The organism is Asticcacaulis taihuensis (assembly GCF_900100255.1).
Classification (GTDB): Bacteria; Pseudomonadota; Alphaproteobacteria; order Caulobacterales; family Caulobacteraceae; genus Asticcacaulis; species Asticcacaulis taihuensis.
Genome location: NZ_FMTS01000001.1, coordinates 577,973 through 595,442 on the forward strand (window position 1 = coordinate 577,973; position 17,470 = coordinate 595,442).

13 protein-coding genes are annotated in these 17,470 nt (G+C 59.1%); 4 read left to right on the forward strand and 9 right to left on the reverse strand.

The annotated features are described in order from the left end of the window. Window positions 1-453 precede the first annotated feature (453 nt). Both tldD and BLO49_RS02710 read left to right on the forward strand, forming a co-directional pair. Window positions 454-1,896 carry a metalloprotease TldD gene (gene tldD, locus BLO49_RS02705; protein WP_090643860.1) on the forward strand — a complete coding sequence of 481 codons (1,443 nt, stop codon included), beginning with the start codon at window positions 454-456 and terminating at the stop codon, window positions 1,894-1,896. Window positions 1,897-2,175: 279 nt separating this feature from the next. Beyond that, entirely contained in the window at window positions 2,176-4,206 is a 2,031-nt protein-coding gene (locus tag BLO49_RS02710) for a TonB-dependent receptor (RefSeq protein WP_090643862.1), read from the forward strand. Window positions 4,207-4,334: 128 nt separating this feature from the next. Here the strand turns inward: BLO49_RS02710 and BLO49_RS02715 are convergent, their stop codons facing one another. From BLO49_RS02715 to BLO49_RS02730, 4 genes are all read right to left on the reverse strand, one after another. Beyond that, window positions 4,335-6,221, reverse strand: a complete 1,887-nt coding sequence (locus tag BLO49_RS02715; RefSeq protein ID WP_090643865.1) for a peptide MFS transporter — start codon at window positions 6,219-6,221, stop codon at window positions 4,335-4,337. Window positions 6,222-6,368: 147 nt separating this feature from the next. Beyond that, on the reverse strand, window positions 6,369-7,703 hold the full coding sequence (locus tag BLO49_RS02720; protein ID WP_090643867.1) for a glutamate--cysteine ligase: 1,335 nt from the start codon (window positions 7,701-7,703) through the stop codon (window positions 6,369-6,371). 113 nt (window positions 7,704-7,816) lie between these two features. After that, complete coding sequence (locus BLO49_RS02725; protein WP_090643870.1) at window positions 7,817-8,563, reverse strand: 16S rRNA (uracil(1498)-N(3))-methyltransferase; 747 nt, start codon at window positions 8,561-8,563, stop codon at window positions 7,817-7,819. 24 nt (window positions 8,564-8,587) lie between these two features. Beyond that, window positions 8,588-9,508, reverse strand: coding sequence for an alpha/beta hydrolase (locus BLO49_RS02730; protein ID WP_090646020.1), 921 nt, complete (start codon window positions 9,506-9,508; stop codon window positions 8,588-8,590). A 159-nt stretch (window positions 9,509-9,667) separates the two neighbouring features. Here BLO49_RS02730 and BLO49_RS02735 point away from each other — a divergent pair, with 159 nt between their 5' ends. Next, the gene (locus BLO49_RS02735) at window positions 9,668-10,633 is read left to right on the forward strand and encodes a calcium/sodium antiporter (RefSeq protein WP_090643872.1); all 966 of its coding nucleotides are present in this window, start codon (window positions 9,668-9,670) and stop codon (window positions 10,631-10,633) included. Window positions 10,634-10,722: 89 nt separating this feature from the next. On the opposite strand, the gene BLO49_RS02740 is transcribed toward BLO49_RS02735, so the two are convergent. From BLO49_RS02740 to BLO49_RS02760, 5 genes are all read right to left on the reverse strand, one after another. Beyond that, window positions 10,723-12,669 (reverse strand): M61 family metallopeptidase, encoded by a 1,947-nt coding sequence (locus tag BLO49_RS02740; RefSeq protein WP_090643876.1) that lies wholly within the window; start codon window positions 12,667-12,669, stop codon window positions 10,723-10,725. Window positions 12,670-12,775: 106 nt separating this feature from the next. Further along, the gene (locus BLO49_RS02745; protein WP_090643878.1) at window positions 12,776-13,666 is read right to left on the reverse strand and encodes a pirin family protein; all 891 of its coding nucleotides are present in this window, start codon (window positions 13,664-13,666) and stop codon (window positions 12,776-12,778) included. After that, a complete protein-coding gene (locus tag BLO49_RS02750) occupies window positions 13,663-14,760 on the reverse strand; it encodes a glycosyltransferase family 4 protein (protein WP_090643881.1) in 1,098 nt (365 codons plus the stop codon). The genes BLO49_RS02745 and BLO49_RS02750 overlap by 4 nt, the downstream gene beginning before the upstream one ends. Then, window positions 14,757-15,410 (reverse strand): hypothetical protein, encoded by a 654-nt coding sequence (locus tag BLO49_RS02755; RefSeq protein WP_139159606.1) that lies wholly within the window; start codon window positions 15,408-15,410, stop codon window positions 14,757-14,759. Before BLO49_RS02755 ends, BLO49_RS02750 begins: the two co-directional genes overlap by 4 nt. A 155-nt stretch (window positions 15,411-15,565) precedes the next feature. Continuing rightward, entirely contained in the window at window positions 15,566-16,945 is a 1,380-nt protein-coding gene (locus BLO49_RS02760; protein WP_090643886.1) for a cation:proton antiporter, read from the reverse strand. 269 nt (window positions 16,946-17,214) lie between these two features. On the opposite strand from BLO49_RS02760, the gene BLO49_RS02765 reads away from it, so the two are divergent. Then, window positions 17,215-17,469, forward strand: a complete 255-nt coding sequence (locus BLO49_RS02765; RefSeq protein WP_090643888.1) for a type II toxin-antitoxin system Phd/YefM family antitoxin — start codon at window positions 17,215-17,217, stop codon at window positions 17,467-17,469. Window position 17,470 lies beyond the last annotated feature (1 nt).

Consider the following 17,470-nt stretch of genomic DNA (forward strand, 5'->3'; position numbering starts at 1 on the left):
GCCGATAAAGCCAGCGTGACGACCGCACCGGAGGCAGCCTTAAACAGCCCCGATCCGGAAAGCCCTTTGCCGAAAAGCCTTTTACTGCCCATTCGCAAAACCCTCATTTTCACGGCGGCCCGATGCCAACGCATTCGTAGCTGCCTATCCCTGAAACTTATACGCGACCCTATTCTGGACGAATCTGACGCGCTTTCAGACCTGTAGACCGGTCTATCCAACTGGGTTCCATAATGCCTTCACGCCGAATTGCAAAGGGCAAAAAAGGGATTTGCCTTTTTTCAGCCCGAAAGAGCCATAACCGCGGAGACAGTGCGGTCTTTTGTCGCATCCAGCACCAGTGGAATGACAATTGTTCGCAGGTCTTTTTACAGATTCGCTAATTTAAGCATGGCCAATCCCCCGCCCCCTCCCTAAATAGGTCATAAGTTTCCTTTTTCATGAAGATTACCCATGGCCGACACTCTTGACGCTTCCAACTCTACTTATGGACAGGACTGGGGCGATTTTGATCTCGCCGGCGCCCATAGCGTGCTGGAAGAGGCACTCAAGGGCGCCGATGATGGCGAAATCTTTATCGAAAAGCGCGAATCCGAATCCCTGATGTTCGATGACGGCCGCCTGAAGGCATCGGCCTATGGCGCCGACCAGGGTTTTGGCTTGCGTGTCGTAGCCGGCGAGACAATCGGCTTCGCCAACAGCGCCGAACTGTCGCTGGAGGCCATCCATCGCGCCGCCGAAGCCGCTGTCCTGGCCAAGACCGGCAAGCCGATCGATGTCAGCCTTACCAGCAATCCGGTGCGCTCCAACCAGTCCTATTACCAGGCCCACGATCCCTTGGGCGAAATGGCCTTCGCCGACAAGATTGCCCTGCTGCAGGCCATGGACGCCTATGCCCGCCAAGCGCACTCAGGCGTCGTGCAGGTGTCAGCCTCGCTGGCCTGCGACAAGCGCGCCATCACCATCCTGCGCGCCGGCGGCGAACTCTATCACGATTATCGCCCCCTCGTCCGCCTCAATGTCAGTGTGTCAGTCGAGCGCAACGGCCGCCGTGAAACCGCCTCTTCGGGCGGCGGCGGGCGTATTTCGTGGTTCGATATCACCGCGCCGGAAAAGTGGCAGGCCCAGGTCGACGAGGCCATTCGCCAGGCGCTCGTCAATATTGATGCTATCGCCGCGCCGGCGGGTGAAATGGATATCGTGCTCGGCCCAGGCTGGCCGGGCGTGCTGCTGCACGAGGCGGTTGGCCACGGTCTCGAAGGCGATTTCAACCGCAAGGGCACCTCGGCCTTTTCCGGCAAGATGGGCAAGCAGGTCGCCGCTAAAGGCGTCACCATCGTCGATGACGGCACCGTGCCCGACGCGCGTGGCTCGCTCAATATTGACGACGAAGGCACGGCGACTTCCTGCACGACATTGATCGAGGACGGCACCCTGGTCGGCTACATGCACGACCGCCTCTCCGCCCGCCAGATGGACGCGAAGGCGACCGGCAATGGCCGGCGCCAGTCCTATGCCCATCAGCCCCTGCCTCGCATGACCAATACCTTCATGCGCGGAGGCAGTGACAAACTGGACGACATGATCGCCAACACGAAGAAGGGCCTCTATGCCGTTAATTTCGGCGGCGGCCAGGTCGATATCACCAACGGCAAGTTCGTCTTCCAGTGCACCGAGGCCTATCTGATCGAGGACGGCAAGGTCGGCGCGCCGGTCAAGGGCGCCACCCTGATCGGTGACGGTCCCGCCGCCATGTCCCAGGTCGACATGATCGGCGACGACTTCAAGTTCGACCCCGGCGTCGGCACCTGCGGCAAGGCCGGCCAGAGCCTGCCGGTCGGAATCGGCCAGCCGTCCTTGCGCATCCGTGGCCTGACCGTGGGTGGCACCAGCTAAGCCCGTAAATCTCCGAACGTGGCGCGTCAGCACCTACGGAGGCTTCGTTTTACATTAAATCTCTGTCACAATAGGGCGGCAAAATGGCAGAGAAGTCGCAATCGGAATTTGAATTAAATTATTGATATTATTATAGTTTATATCACACAGGCTCCGCGCCCGTAATTCGTTGCGATTGAAATTGTTACGGCCATTTAACTTGTCACAAACCTGCCCGCAGGTATGCCATGCCCCAACGGACGCCGCGCCCATTCGGCGTCCCACCGGGGAAGACAATTCATGCGCCTGCATACCACCACCGCCCTCGCCGCTATTCTACTGGCGCTCACAACCGGCACTGTCGCTCAGGCCGCCGAGGCGCCGTCCGCGCCCATAACGGTCAGTGCCGCCGGGCCGGTCCAGACCTTTCAGCCGGCTTATTTCCTCGAATTCCAGGTTTCGACTGCCTTTGACATGGTGCTGCATGTGCCGGGCTTTGTCTTCGATGGCGGCGAAAGCGCCCGCGGCTTTTCTGGCACGGCCGGCAATGTGCTGATCGATGGCCAGCGCCCGACCACCAAGGCCGATCTCGGCAATACCCTTTCCAACATCAATTCCGCCCAGGTCGACCACCTCGAACTGATCACTGGCGGCGCGCCGGGCATCGACATGCACGGCCATCGCCAGATCGTCAATGTGGTGCGCAAGACCGACGCCAAGCCGAACTTTTCGGTTCTTGGCATCTACCGCAATCTGGACGGCCGAACCAATGCCGGCGTCCTTCTCTTCACCTATAATGATAACCGCAACGGAAAAAGCACGGATATCACAGCGGATATTTTCAATTTCTTTGATAATGGCGCTCAGAACGGCCGGCGCGTGACGACCGACAGCACCGAGAATCGCATCCTCGATATCTACCAGCACGCTGGCGGCCAAGGCATCGAATCGCAGGCATCGCATTCTCGCCCGCTATGGGGCGGGAAGATCACCTTCAACGGCACCTACAATCCTTCCATCTATCGCCAGACCCTGAAGTATAATGACGAAGGCGATACGGCTTATGAAAGCTTCATGGAAAAGGACATACCGAGCGAACTGGGCAGCCAGTATGAGCGCGCACTCGGCCACGGTCTGAACCTGAACCTCAATGTACTCAGCCGACATGAACGCATCCATGACATAGATATCTATAACGACCAGACCGGCACTGCCGATTACCGCGCCCTCAGCCTGACAAACGAGCGCATTCTCAACGGCCGCCTGAGCTGGGAAAAGAACGACCGCCTGACCCTGGCCGTCGGCACGGAGAGCGTATTCAACAGCCTGGACCGCGACTCGTCCTTCGTCATGAACGCCACCAGTCCCAACGTCCCGACCGATCATGTCCGCGTGCAGGAAGACCGCACTGAGTCCTTCGTCTCGGCCAACTGGAAGGCGACCTCGAAGCTCAGTTTTGAGGGCGAACTGAAGGTGGAAGCCTCAACCATCGCCGTGCCCGCGGCCGATCGGTCCGATTCCTTCACCTATTACAAACCGCGTTTCCAGGCGGTTTATGCGTTCAGCGACAAGACCAAGCTGAGCTGGAAAACGATCCGCCAGGTCGACCAGTTAAGCTTCAATGGCTTTGCCTCCTCAGTCCAGCTCCAGACCAACCACGTCACGCTTGGCAACAGCGATCTGGTGCCGCAGAAGGACTGGATGAACACCCTTATTCTGGAGCAATCGTTCTGGGACAAGGGCGCCATCAGCGTCGCTCTGGAGCACTATAATTACCAGGACACGGCGGATTTCATCGCCGTGGTCGATCACGGTGACATCTATACGGCCAGCGGCAATATCGGCGCCGCGCAGGGAGACTTTGTTCACCTGAAGCTGGACACGCCACTTGACCGCTTCCACATTCCGCACGGCACGCTCAGCCTCGACTGGCTTTATCGCCAGTCAAAGGTAAAAGACCCGATCACTGGCAAGGATCGCCGCATTTCGGGCATGGAGCCACATATCTATTCGGCCAGCTTCAGCCAGGAATTTCCGAAATCCGGCACAAGCTGGGGGATCGATCTGGAAAGCGCCGGGAAAGATCGTAATTATCTGGCCAACGAACTGACCGATGCCTTCTTCGATCCGTGGACGCAGGTGTGGTTCCAGTACAAGACTCCAGGCAAGCTGACCTTCAAAGCTATGCTGAAGAACCCGCTGAATCTGCGCTTTACCCAGGATCGCACGGTCTATGAGGGCCTGCGCGGCCTGTCGCCGATAGCCTTTACCCAGCATACGACAACAAAGATTCCGCCGATTCTGGAACTGCGGCTAAAGAAGGATTTCTGATCATATGGGGTTTGGGCCCGTGGCCCCAAGTCTTCTCTCTTTTCAAAGAAAAACCCGGTCCAAAAGACCGGGTTTTTCTTTGAAATAAGGTAAGGATTATGGGGCCGCGGGCCCCAAACCCCATAAGTTTAGATAACCTCCGTCGTCCCCTCATCCACCGCCTTGGTGGTGTCGTTGGCGCCATAAGACCACTTCTTCAGCACGAAACTCAGCAGGAAGAAGACCACACCGATACCGACGCCGAGCCAGCCAATGAACTGGAAGGTATCCAGCGATGACATCAGGGCCGACTTGTTATCCAGCACCTTGCCGCCGACCGTCTCAGTCGAGGCAAAGGTCGAGATGATGGCGGCGACATACTGGCCAAGCGATGCCCCCAGGAACCAGATGGCCATCATGGTGGCCACAATGGTCGGAGGCGACAGCTTGGTCTGCTGTGACAGCCCCACCGGCGACAGGCTCAGTTCACCAATGGTGTGGAAGAAATAGGTCAGCAACAGGAAGAAGGCCGGCAGGCGCCAGTTGGCGTCAGCCAGCGGTGCCGCCCAGACCAGCACCAGAAAGCCCAGACCAACATTCAGCAGACCGAAGGCGAATTTCTTGACCGGATCGGGATCCATATTGCGGTTGCCGAGGAAGGTGAAGATCGCCGCGAAGACCGGCGCCAGAATGAGGATAAAGCCGGCGTTGAAGGTCTGGGTCTGCGAGGCGGTCATGCCCATATCGATCCAGATCGAACCGGCCGGCACCGTCATGGCCGCCAGTTGCTCCTGTGAGGCCAGCACGAACTTGCCGATCACCATCGGGGCCTTCATGATGTTGAGGTCGGTGTTGCGTTCGGCAAACAGCGACAGCGATGACCCCGCCTGCTCGAACAGGGCAAAGAAGATGGCCGAAGCGCCGGACAGGATCATGGCCAGCCCCAGACGGAAGCGTTCCTGCACATTGTACTTGGTGAACATCTGGATGAGGACATAGATGATGATCGCCACCATGCCGACCGTCAGGGCCGTGCCGACGATCTTGTTCTTCTGCACCAGGAAAAAGATCACCGGCACCATGGCAAAGCCAAACAGATAGATCAGGTTTTCCTTGGAAATCCCTGCCACCTTTTCCTTGAGCACTTCCGGCTTCGGCGGTTCGCCCTTCCCTTGCAGCCACGATTTGCCAAGCGTGAACATGATCAGGCCGGCCAGCATCCCCACGCCGGCAAGACCGAAGCCCGCCCACCAACCGACATTCTCACCGAGATAGCCACAGTAAGCCGCTGCCCAGAACGAACCGAGATTGATGCCGTAATAATAGAACTGGAAACCGGCATCGCGGCGCGGATCCTTGTCCGGATAGAGCTGGCCAACAATCGAGGAAATATTCGGCTTCATGAAACCCACGCCCATGATAATCAGCGACACCGACAGATAGAAGGCTTGTTCCGCCCACGGCGTCGCCACCTTCATGCCCTTGGTGAAGGAACCGGCAGGCAGGTCGGCCGGGATCGGCGCACCGGCGGGCAACCCTTCGACATGATAGCCGCCATCCGGCCGGCCCGACCAGTCATAGCGATGATCACCAACCTGAAGCCTGACGGCGCGATCCTGGCCCTTGCCTTCAACAACAAATTCATAGGTATGCCCCTGATAGGTAAGGGTATCGACATTGGCCTTGCCCTCGAAGGCCATGCCGAAGTGTCCGGCTACCAGCAGTATGGCGCCAAAAACGATAGCCTTGCGCGTGCCCAGCCAGCGATCGGCGATCAGACCGCCCAGCAGCGGCAGCAGGTAGATCAATGTTGTGTAGGAGCCATATTGCGCGTTGGCATGTTCATCCGTGAACAGGAAATGGCGGACCAGATAATAGATCAGCAGCGCGCGCATACCGTAGTAGGAAAAACGTTCCCACATCTCGGCGAAAAAGCAGACGAACAGTCCCTTCGGGTGGTTGCGCATCTGCAAAAGGACGGGGATGGCGGTCAGGATTGTTACCAGAATCCCGGCCGCAATAACGATATTAATCATACTGTTGTCACTCGCAAAGGAAGGTGGCTCAGATCCTTCGCTCAGCGAGGTCGTTGCCTTTTTTACGACAAGACCAGCAAATTAAGCCCTTGGCAAGCATAAGTATCGCTGCACATGCGAAACTGTATACGATTTTAGCGCTTAACTTTAATAAGCTTCTTCTTCATACAGCTTACGGAAATCGCCCTGCCAGACGCCATTGAACTTTTCCAGCAGGCGATCCGCCGGGGTCAGGCCGCTTTCAGCGATCTCGAACAGTTCGGCCAGATAACCCGTCTCATCGATCAGGCCGCCAGAGAGACGATTGCGGTTCTTCAGGCCCTGTTTGGCGATTTCCAGCACGTCCATTGCCCAGTTCTTCACCGGACGGCCGGCGATTTCACCCTTGAGGCCGGTTCTGGCTGCCATGCCACGCAGGGTGTTGTGGTCGTCATTGCTCCAGCCCCTGACCAGTTCCCAGGCCGCCTCCAGCGACGGCTGATCATAGAGCAGGCCCGCCCACAGAGCCGGCAGGGCGCACAGGCGGCCCCACGGACCGGCGTCGGCGCCGCGCATTTCGAGATATTTCTTGAGGCGCACTTCCGGGAACAGGGTGGTCAGGTGATCGGCCCAGTCATCCATGGTCGGCAGTTCCCCCGGTAAGACCGGCAGTTCACCTTTGAGAAACGCCTTGAAGTCCTGGCCGGAGGCATCGATATAGCCGCCGTTCGCCGCGCCCTCGCGCTTGACGAAATACATCGGCACACCAAGCGCGTACTTCGCATAGCGCTCGAAGCCGAAGCCGTCCTCGAAGACGAAGTCGAGCATACCCGTGCGGTCCGGATCAGTGTCGGTCCAGACATTGGCGCGGGCAGACAGGAAACCGCTCGGCTTGCCTTCGATAAAGGGCGAATTGGCGAACAGAGCCGTGGCGATGGGTTGTAGGGCCAGCGAGGTGCGGAACTTCAGCACCATGTCAGCTTCGTCGCCGTAATCCAGATTGGCCTGCACCGTGCAGGTGCGCAGCATCATGTCGAGGCCCAGCTTGCCTACCTTGGGCATATAGGCGCGCATGATGTTATAGCGCCCCTTGGGCATGACCGGCGTTTCCTCGCGCGTCCATAGCGGCGAAAATCCAAGACCTATAAAGCCCAGCTTCAGTTCGGAAGCGACCGTCTTGACCTCTTCCAGGTGCTGGCCGGTCTCGTTGCAGATATCGTGGATGGTTTCCAGCGGCGCGCCCGAAAGCTCGAACTGACCGCCCGGTTCCAGCGTCACCGAGGCGCCGTTCTTCAGCAGGGCAATGATATTGCCGTTTTCATAATAGGGCTTCCAGCCAAAGCGCTCAAGGCCCACCAGCATGGCCTCGATGCCATCGGGGCCTTCATAGGCCGGGCGGCGCAGGGTATCGAGATGGAAGGCGAATTTTTCGTGCTCGGCGCCGATGCGCCATTTCTCGCGCGGCTTGTTGCCGGATTCGAAATAGCTGACCAGATCGGCCATGGTGCGGACAGGTTCCGCCTTAGAAGTCTCAGCCACGCGCCCTGCCCTCTCAATATCTGCAAGCCGCGCCTATATGGGCTGCCTTTTTGCCACTGACAAGGTGACGGTTAAAATTACTTCCAGTCGCCCAGCGCCGCCTGGTAAAGCGTCAACGCCGAAATAGCGGCGGTATCCGCACGCAGGATACGCGGCCCCAGATTGACCGGATGGACGTTTTCCATGGCGCGCAGGGTCTGGCGCTCATGGTCATCAAACCCGCCTTCCGGCCCGATCAGGATGGCCGTGCGCTTGCTTGTCAATGTTGACAGAACCTCCAGCAACGGCATGGTGCGGCGCTCGTCACCTTCGTGCGTACTATCCTCATCACCGAAAACAATCACCTCCACGTCCGGCGCCGCCAGAAAGGCTTCGAGCTTTACCGGCGACAGAATTTCCGGCACATCCAGCCGCTCCGTCTGTTCGGCGGCTTCCTGAGCGATGATCTTCAGACGCTCCAGCTTGACATGATCCGACTGCGTCCGTCTCGTCATCAATAGTTGAATCCGCGACGCCCCCAGTTCCGTGGCCTTCTCGATGATATATTCCAGCGGCGACCGCTTGATCAGCGCCACAGCCAGGACCGGCCCCTGCGCTTGCGGTTGTTCCCTTGTCTGTTCCAGCAGCCGGAGTACAACCTGTTTTTTGCCAGCCTCGGCAATTTCCGCCGTCCATTCACCCTCCCGGCCGTTAAACACCGAGACCTTGTCCCCAGTGCCCTTGCGCATCACGGAGGTGAGATACCGCCCCTGGTCAATATTGAGCGGCAGCATCAGCCCCGCGCTAAAGGTGGGCGTCGGTTCGGAGATATAGAGGCGGATCATAAGCTCGGTTTAGCGCCTAACCCTTCACCTGCCAAGATGCGCGCTCATAAAGCCATCTACCTTGTCCGTATATTCGCCTGGTAGGCCAAGTTCGCTGTTGACCTCGCCATGCTTCAGGTTTTCTGGCACCACCTGGGCCGCGTGGCCGGCAGCTTTCAGGCGGGCAGCGAAGTCGCGGCTCTGCCCACAGGAATCATCCGGGCGTTTCAGGGCACAGACAAGCATCATCGGCACAGCATCCGGCGCGATATGCTGTGCCGGCGACAGACTCGCCCAATAAGCCGGGTCCGTGCCAAAAGCGTCGTCATAAAGCTGCGGGTGCTTGCGATTCATGACCGAGGCCACATCGTAGGCGGCGCTGTCCAGAACCACCGTGCCGGACCAGTCGTGGCCGCCCGCTGCGCGCACGCGTGACGGGTCGGCCGACAGCAGCGCCACCAGGTGCTCGCCGGCGGAATGGCCCATCAAGATCAGCTTGCCTCCGTCACCGCCCCATTCGCTGACGTGCTTCTGCACATAGGCGACCCCTGACGCCACATCCCGTGCCTGAACCTCAACGCCCGCTTCCGGCAACATGCGGTAATCGATACTGACAAAGACATAGCCCTTCGGCAGCCAGTGTTTGACCTTGTTTTCCACCACACCGGACATGTTCTTGTCGCCAATCCGCCAGCCGCCGCCATGCACCATGACAATAATCGGCGCGTGATCGGGGTGCGGCGGCAGATAGATTTCCATGGTCTGATCGGGGCTGGCGCCATAGCTGGCGCTGCGCTGCGTGCCCCCCGGCACCAGCTTTCCGGCATCCGGCGGCGGCGTGGCGGCGGATTTTGCCTTGATGCGTTCGATCAGGCGCTGGCGCAAGACTTGCGCCTCCGCGGGGATTACAAGGGCAGAAAACACTGAGACACAGCCCAGAAGGGCAAACAGGCGAAGACGGGACATGTAACCCTCCAGGATAAGCTGGCCGGAGGCTAAATCCTGCCACATGACTGCACGATGAACAGACTGCCTCTGGCAGCGAAATCGTATGTACTGCCTTCGGTTTTGCTTATCCCGGCCTTTCAGACATGGTAAACATATCCCGATGAACGGGAGGGTGGAATGGAGTTCATTACAGCTCATATCAACTATGTTCTGGTCGCCGGCGGTCTGCTGGGCCTGTTCCTCGGCGGCGAAGCCCTGATCCGGGGCGCCGTCGCTTTGGCCGAGGCGCTTAAGGTGCCCAAGCTGGTGATCGGCCTGACCATTATCGGCTTCGGCACCTCCATGCCCGAACTGCTGGTCGCCCTGCAATCGGTACAGCAAGGCGCGCCGGATGTGGCCGTGGGAAATGTCGTCGGGTCGAACATCGCCAATGTCCTGCTGATCCTCGGCGTGGGCGCCCTGCTGCGGCCGATTGCCACCACCGCCCGCAATGTCCGGCGCGAAGCCCTGATCATGCTCGTGGTCAGCGGCGCCCTGACCTGGCTGGCCTGGGTCGGCGTCCTGTCACAACGCGACGGCCTGATCATGGCTGGCGCGCTGGTGGCCTATCTGCTGCTGGTCTATCTGCTGGAAGGCCGCAAAAGTGAGGAAGATATCGCGCCGAAAGTCAGCCTGTCGCCTGTGGTGGCGCTTATCTGGATGATCGCCGGACTGGCGGCCCTGATCGCCGGCGCCGACGGCCTGGTGCGCGGGGCCACCGCCATAGCCCGCGATTTCGGCGTTTCAGACGCGGTTATCGGCCTGTCTCTGGTGGCGGTGGGCACCTCCCTGCCCGAACTGACCGTCACCATCCTCAGTTCGATCCGTCGCCAGAACGAGATGGCGCTCGGTAATGTGCTGGGCAGCAATATCTTCAATATACTGGGCATACTGGGCATCACATCCGCCCTCAGTCCCTTGCCGGTCGCGCCGCATTTCCTGCATGTCGATCTGCCGCTGATGCTGGCTGCGGCCACCTGCCTGTCGGTGATCATCCTGCGGCGTAAACCCATCGGACGGCTGGCGGGCCTGTTGTTCCTGCTGGCCTATGGCGGATATATGGCCTGGCTGGTGAAGGGGCCAGCACTTCTGGGGCTGCATTAAAAAAGGCGGGCTTTGCGGCCCGCCTTTCGCTTTTGCTTGACGCGCATCTTAATCCGAAAAGTGCAGCACACTTTTCGGGACGCGCTCCCTTACTTCTTCTCCGCCAGAATATCATCCAACAGGGCCGGCTTGCCCTCGATACGTTGCAGGACCGGATAGCGCAGGCCGCCGTGATAGTCGATCTTGACCGTCTTGTAATTGTCGTCCGACTTCACGATCAGTTCGATCGGATCGCTGCCAGTCTTGGCAGAGGTGATCGCCGCCTTCAGCAGGTCCATGTCAAATGCCTTGCCATTCACCGCCACAAGGGTCATGCCCGGCGTCAGGCCCGCCTTGAAAGCCGGGCTGTCCCACAGTTCGGACATGATGGAGTTGTCCTTGCTGCTGACCGAGAAACCGATCGAATAGTTCAGGTTGCTATATTTCCGCAAACCTTCCAGCGATTTCTGATAGTCGGTCGGGGTGTCCTGATAGACCAGTTTATAACCGCCGCGGGTAATGCCATCCATCGGCGCCGTGCCCTTGCCGTCGGCGCCGTAATCATAGACGCGCGCCTTCAGGAAGCTCTCCCAGTCATAGGCATAGATACTGTTCAGGGTCTTGACCACGTCGTCAAAGGTGTAGGTTGTTTCACCCCAGTCGCCATTCTTGATGCCAAAGAAGGCGTTAGCGAAATTGTCGAGCGACTTCTTGCCGCCGGTCTTTTCACGGATCAGGGTGTCGGCATCGAGCCAGATCAGTTGCCCTTCGCTGTAATAGTCTTCCGAGCGCTGCAACGAAGTCCAGTTCTGCGGAGACCGCGACGAGATGATCGGATCATTGGTCGTGTCGATCAGCGGACGCCAGGTGCGGCCCGGCAGGTTGTCGTAATTGGCGGCCATCATGGCCAGGGCCTGAAGCTGCTGATCCTTGGTATAGAGGCCGGAACGGGTCGCCAGCACATTGCCCCAGTATTGCGTCTGGCCTTCATAGACCCAGAGCAGCGAGTCGCGCATCGGCACCTGGAAATTCGGTGTCCAGAGGTCGGCGCCGCGGCGGAACTTGCCGTTCCACGAATGGGTATATTCGTGCGCCAGCAGGTCGCGGCCCACATAGGCGGTCTTCCAGTCGGTCAGGTACTTTTCCGACACACTGTTTTCGGAGGACCGGTGATGTTCCAGTCCGATGCCGCCAATCGTATCAGAGGCCGCCACGAGGAAATCGTAATGATTATAATGGTGTGCGCCGTAAAGCTTATAGGCTTGTTCAATGAGCTTCTTGTGAACGGCAATGACATCATCCGGCGCATTGAGCATGTCGGCGCTGTCTGCCATGATATTCAGGCGCACTGGCGCGTCGGTGCCCTTCGGCGTCAGATCCCAGGTCTTGAAATAGCGCCCGGCATAGACCGGCGAGTCGATCAGGGTGTCGTAGTCGGTCGTCTTGAAGGTGATGGTGTCGCCGGACTTGCTGTCGGTTTCCAGCCCGGTGGCGTAGCCGAAACCCGCCGGCACCTTCAGCGTTGCCTGCACCGGAATCTGTTTGGCGTAATAACCGGCTGGATACATCGAAGCGAAGTTCCACTGCAAATCGACCATATCGGCCGTCATGGTGATGCGGCCAGCCGCCGAAGTGACCGGCGCCAGGTACTTGAAGGCCACCTCTACCGTTTTGGCGCCTTCCGGCACGGTGATGTGGAAGGCGTTCATATCGAGCGTATCGCGCAGCCAGTTGATGCGCTGGCCATTGGCGGTGATGATGATATCGGCGACACGGCTGAGCTCTGTGCCCGGCGAATGGTGGCCCGGCAGCCATTTCGGCAGCATCAACACCATGTCGCCGCTTTTGACGACTGGCACGGTTTCATTGACCTGGAAAATCCGGTGATCGAGGTCGGTGGCGTCCACCGTGACCTGCAAGGTGCCGGGGTAAGGGATATTCTGCGGCTGCTCGACCGGCACGGCGGGCGGCGCCATATCCTGTGCAAACGCGGCCGGAGCCAGACACACAGACATCAGCGCCAGTGCGCTGACCAAACTCAAACCGTATTTTTTCATGAAACCCTGACTGACGCTGGAACACCCCGGAGGACCATCAACCAAGCGCAACTTGTATCTTTTGTAAAGGTGTCAGGCGCAACATTACTTACGTGTAATGTTTTCTTTATTCCGGCAGCGGAATAAACTCCACCTCATCCCCCGGCACCTTAGGGAAAGCGATGCCATCCTGTGCCTGCCAGTCGGCCTTGGCCTGTTCGATTCGTTCCGGCCGCGACGAAACAAAGTTCCAGTAGATATAACGCTCGGTCAGCGACTCACCGCCGATCATCACAAAATGCGCGTCATCCAGCGCCGTTATCTGCACCGCCGCACCCGGCGTCAGAACCGCCATTTCATAAGGCTCCAGCCGCTGGCCGTCGATCTCGATAGCCCCATTGCAGGCATAGACAGCGCGCTCCTCGGCGGTCAGCGGCACCTCAACACTTTTCCCCGCCTTGAGCCGGAACTCGGCATAGAAGGTCTTGGCATAGGTCTTCACCGGCGAGGTCAGGCCGAACGCTTCGCCCATCATGACACGCACGGACAGGCCGTCTTCAGTGATGCCTGGAATTTCATCGGCGTCATAGTGGTAAAAGGCCGGGTCGATTTCCTCATCGGCTTCCGGCAGGGCCAGCCACAATTGCAGGCCATCGAGATGGCGTGTCTTGGCCTGCGCCGCATCTTCCTCGCGCTCGGAATGGGTGATCCCCTTACCGGCCACCATCAGGTTGATATCGCCCGGCTTGATGACCGAACGCGTGCCTAGCGAATCGCGATGCAATATATTACCGGCGAAGAGGTAGGTGACGGTGGCCAGGTTGATATGCGGATGCGGCCGCACATTGATGCCGATGCCCGGCGCGAAATCCGCCGGCCCCATATGGTCGAAAAAGATCCACGGCCCGACCATGCGGTGTTTGGCGAAGGGCAGCACGCGCCGCACTTTGAAGCCCCCCAGATCCTTTTCCCGCGCCGGGATGATCAGGCTGACCGTATCTGGAAGGGTTTCGCTCATGTCTTGTCTCCTGTCAGGCCCAGAATGACCTCATACCGGCCCACCGCTTCGCTCCAGGCGAATTCCGCCCAGAAGCGTTTCTGCGCGGCGCTGCCCAGACGGCGCTGCAAGGCCGCGTCATCTAGCAGATGTCGCAGGGCATTGGTCAAGCTGTCAATATCCTCCCCGTCAACAATCAGCCCGGTTTCTCCGTCCAGGACCACATCGGCAACGCCCCCCGCCCTTCCGGCCACAACCGGCACGCCGCAGGCAGCCACCTCCATAAAGGCCGGGACGAACCCATCCACGCCGGATGCATCCGGCCGGTTCGGCAACACGAACACCCGTGCCTGCCGGATCAGTTCCGCTCTTGCCGTATCGGATACATAGCCGTGGAAATTCACCTGCCCGGAAACGCCCAGCGCCGCCGCCAGTTCGGAAAGACGCTGTCCGTCCTCGCCCTGACCAACCACATCCAGCGTCAGCCGTGGATATTGCGGCTTCAGCGCCGCCAACGCGCCGATCACCTGATCGATCCCTTTGCGCGGTTCAAGGCGGGCAATACACAACAAACGATCGCCCGAAACATGCGGCCTCAGGCCCAGATGCGCGCCTTGCGGCGGGGTAACGCCCGGCAGGACGATATCCACCGGTGTCTGCCCCACCATGGGGCGCGCCAGGCTGGCTGTAAAGGCTGAATTGGCCACAACCACATCGGCCCGCGCCAATACCGACCGGATGCGCCTATGCTGCGCCTTGTCGGTATATTCATTACCATGCGCCAGGCAAACGACACGGACACTTTTCAAGGCTTTCGCAGGCAGGCTCTCCAGGCTTTTCCAGCTATCGATCACCACGGTGGTAACGCCGCCGCGTGCGATCCGGCGCCGGATCGCGCCGGCCATCTTCATCCGCCGCCAAAACCGCGGCCCGCCGAAACGATGAATGGCATAACGCCGCGAGGCATCAAACGCCTTCACCGCCGCCAGGCGGCTTTCGCGGCAATAGACCTCGGCCGGGTGTCCGCGCAGGGTCAGGGCATGGACGAGCCCGGTCATCAGGGCAGGCGCAACACCGGCTTCCGGCAGGAAGGTCTGAGCAACGAACAGGATCATCTGCGCCGCCTCTTCCGGCTGTGCGTTTTTTTGGCTTTCACCGGCGCCACGGCTGGCGCTTCCACTTTTGCAGCCGAGGGCACAAGTTCGATTGTCGTCGCCAGCGGCACCTCCAGATGCGCCACCTCATCGCGCGCCACGGCCTTGATCGTGTAAATGCCCGGCTTGTCCTGCGGATCGAACGACATCAGCACCACCTTGGTGCGGTTATCGAAAACGCGACGGCCATCCCCCACCGGACCGCGCACGGCCGCCAGGTGACTGTAATCGCTGGCAGCATAGATCTGGCCGTCCGGCGTCAGCACCTTCAGATCGTAGGTCACCTCGCCCGTGCCGCTTCTGTCGGCGCTGAGGCCAGTAAAGACCAGCTTGATCGCCAGTTGCGCACCCGGCTCCGCGCGGGCCACGCGGCTGATCTGGCGCGCGCCGCCATCCGTCTTGTCGAATTCGGCCAGTTGCGACTGCGGGATCACGATCACCATGGCGGAAAAGCCGCCGTTGTGATCGGGGAAGCCCGTTTTCGGATCATATTCTATCGCGCCGGGCTTTTCCGGCATTAACGTCACACCGGCACCGGCTTGCCCTGCCCCGCCCCCAAACGCCACTCCCAGCCCTATGACCAGCGCAGCCGTTTTCCATGCCTTCTGCATTTTTCCCCCAGGGATCGGCGAGAGCGATCCGAGTTTGCAACTATCCATTTTGCGTCACACTATCGTCATTAACCAAAAAAACCCCTGTTTCCAAAGGGAAACAGGGGCAAAGGTGAATTTTTAGGGAGTTAAGACGCTTGTCAGGCGAATCCAGGTTAGCTCGCCGTGTCCGGCACGGCGCCCAGTTCGCCGCTTTCACGCGCCTTACGGCCGTAAACCCATTCAAATACCGGCGAAGCCATGACCGTTGTGATGATGGCCATCATGACCAGCATAGCGAACAGAGGCAGGCCGATAATGCCCTTCTGCAGGCCGATATTGATGATGATCAGTTCCATCAGGCCGCGCGAGTTCATCAGGGCGCCGATACCCAGCGCTGTGCGGTTATCTTCGCCGCTCAGGCGCGCCGCACCCCAGCAGGCGGCGAACTTTGCGAGTACCGACGCGATCAGAATGGCGCCGGCCACCAGCAGCATGGGAACCGAATTGACCATGTCCATGCGCGTATTCAACCCGGAGAAGGTGAAGAACATTGGCAGAAGCACGATCACCGCGAAGGGCTCGACCTTCTTCTTCAGTTCCGCACAGAGTTTGCCGCGCGGGATAGCGGTGCCAAGAATGAAACCGCCGAAGATGGCATGGATGCCGACAGCGTCCATAACGAAGGCCGCCAGGAAGAAACAGATCATGACGATGGCCAGAACGGAATGGCTCATCTCGCCTTGCTTTTCGACCATCCGTCCGAGCGGCGCCAGCAGTCTGCGGCCGACGAACACCACTAACAATGCGAAACCAATACCGCCAGCAATCGCCACGACCGCTACCCCCGGTCCGGCGCCGAAGGTGGCTAGCACAATCGCAAGCACACACCAGGAAACAGCATCATCGAAGGCACCGGCGGTCAGGGACAGGGTACCCAGTGACGAATTGCTGAGACCACGTTCATTTATGATGCGCGCCAGCATCGGGAAGGCCGTAAGCGCGATGCAGGCGCCCATGAACAGGGTGGCGTTGAAGCGCGAAATGCCCTCGGCGAAGAGGCCCGGCACAGTCATCAGCCACGGCGTCATCAAGATGGCCAGAAGGAAAGGCGCGGTGATGCCCGCCAGAGAGACGAACATGGCGCTCTTACCCTTCTGCGCGAAGTGATCGGCACGGAAGGTGGTGCCGACCATGAACATGTAAAGGCCCACACCGAACTGCGCGCCGGTATAGAGCACGTTTTTCATCTCCTTCGGGAAGATGGCGCCCTGGATTTCCGGCAGGAACAGGCCGAACAGCGATGGCCCCAGGATCACGCCGGCGATCATTTCGCCGACCACCTGGGGCTGGCCGAGGAACTTCTGGCCCAGCCAGCCGACAACCCGGCAGGTGACGATAATAACGGCCAGTTGCAGGAAGAAGTGCGTGGAAAAATCACCTGGTGCATACGCGCTGGTGACGCCATCGGCGCCAACCGCACCATGTGGCGACAGGATATTGGTTATTTCATGGATGGCGCTTTGCAGCAGGTCCGCTGGCGCCAGATCGATCATATTCACTTGGTTTCCCCGGTTGTCTATTGTGACGAGATTATGGTTCGGGCCTTGTAGGCTGCCTTAAGAGGTTACAGATTTTTGAAGTTGGTCAATTGAAAAGAATATTTTTAAGTCATTTATTTTATTAGAAAAATTACCGTTGCCATTTCACAACACTGTAGCAACATCTCTACATTTACGCTATTTTTCTTGTAGCAATGTGGATTCTCTTTGCAGATGAAAGCCGCCTGTCCTATCGTGTCAGGAACAGTGTTCGGGGAAACATAATGACCACAATCAGCAGCCGCGATTTCAATCAGGATGTCGGTAAGGCCAAGCGGCTCGCTAGACAGGGACCGGTTTTCATCACCGATCGCGGACGTCCCTCACATGTGCTGATGAGCTTCGAGGCTTTCCGTCAGATCAGTGGCCAGACGGAAAGCATCATCGATCTTCTGGCCATGCTGCCAGCGGAAACAGCCGACCTGGAACCGACCGATTCAACGCCCGCCTGGGACCGCATAGGCGGGCTGGAAGACTGAT

Coding starts and splice junctions, on each gene's coding strand:
- BLO49_RS02760 (WP_090643886.1), bottom strand. CDS start 16,945: ATGATCGATCTGGCGCCAGCGGACCTGCTGCAAAGCGCCATCCATGAA.
- BLO49_RS02765 (WP_090643888.1), top strand. CDS start 17,215: ATGACCACAATCAGCAGCCGCGATTTCAATCAGGATGTCGGTAAGGCC.
- BLO49_RS02725 (WP_090643870.1), bottom strand. CDS start 8,563: ATGATCCGCCTCTATATCTCCGAACCGACGCCCACCTTTAGCGCGGGG.
- BLO49_RS02740 (WP_090643876.1), bottom strand. CDS start 12,669: ATGAAAAAATACGGTTTGAGTTTGGTCAGCGCACTGGCGCTGATGTCT.
- BLO49_RS02735 (WP_090643872.1), top strand. CDS start 9,668: ATGGAGTTCATTACAGCTCATATCAACTATGTTCTGGTCGCCGGCGGT.
- BLO49_RS02720 (WP_090643867.1), bottom strand. CDS start 7,703: ATGGCCGATCTGGTCAGCTATTTCGAATCCGGCAACAAGCCGCGCGAG.
- BLO49_RS02730 (WP_090646020.1), bottom strand. CDS start 9,508: ATGTCCCGTCTTCGCCTGTTTGCCCTTCTGGGCTGTGTCTCAGTGTTT.
- BLO49_RS02710 (WP_090643862.1), top strand. CDS start 2,176: ATGCGCCTGCATACCACCACCGCCCTCGCCGCTATTCTACTGGCGCTC.
- BLO49_RS02745 (WP_090643878.1), bottom strand. CDS start 13,666: ATGAGCGAAACCCTTCCAGATACGGTCAGCCTGATCATCCCGGCGCGG.
- BLO49_RS02755 (WP_139159606.1), bottom strand. CDS start 15,410: ATGCAGAAGGCATGGAAAACGGCTGCGCTGGTCATAGGGCTGGGAGTG.
- tldD (WP_090643860.1), top strand. CDS start 454: ATGGCCGACACTCTTGACGCTTCCAACTCTACTTATGGACAGGACTGG.
- BLO49_RS02750 (WP_090643881.1), bottom strand. CDS start 14,760: ATGATCCTGTTCGTTGCTCAGACCTTCCTGCCGGAAGCCGGTGTTGCG.
- BLO49_RS02715 (WP_090643865.1), bottom strand. CDS start 6,221: ATGATTAATATCGTTATTGCGGCCGGGATTCTGGTAACAATCCTGACC.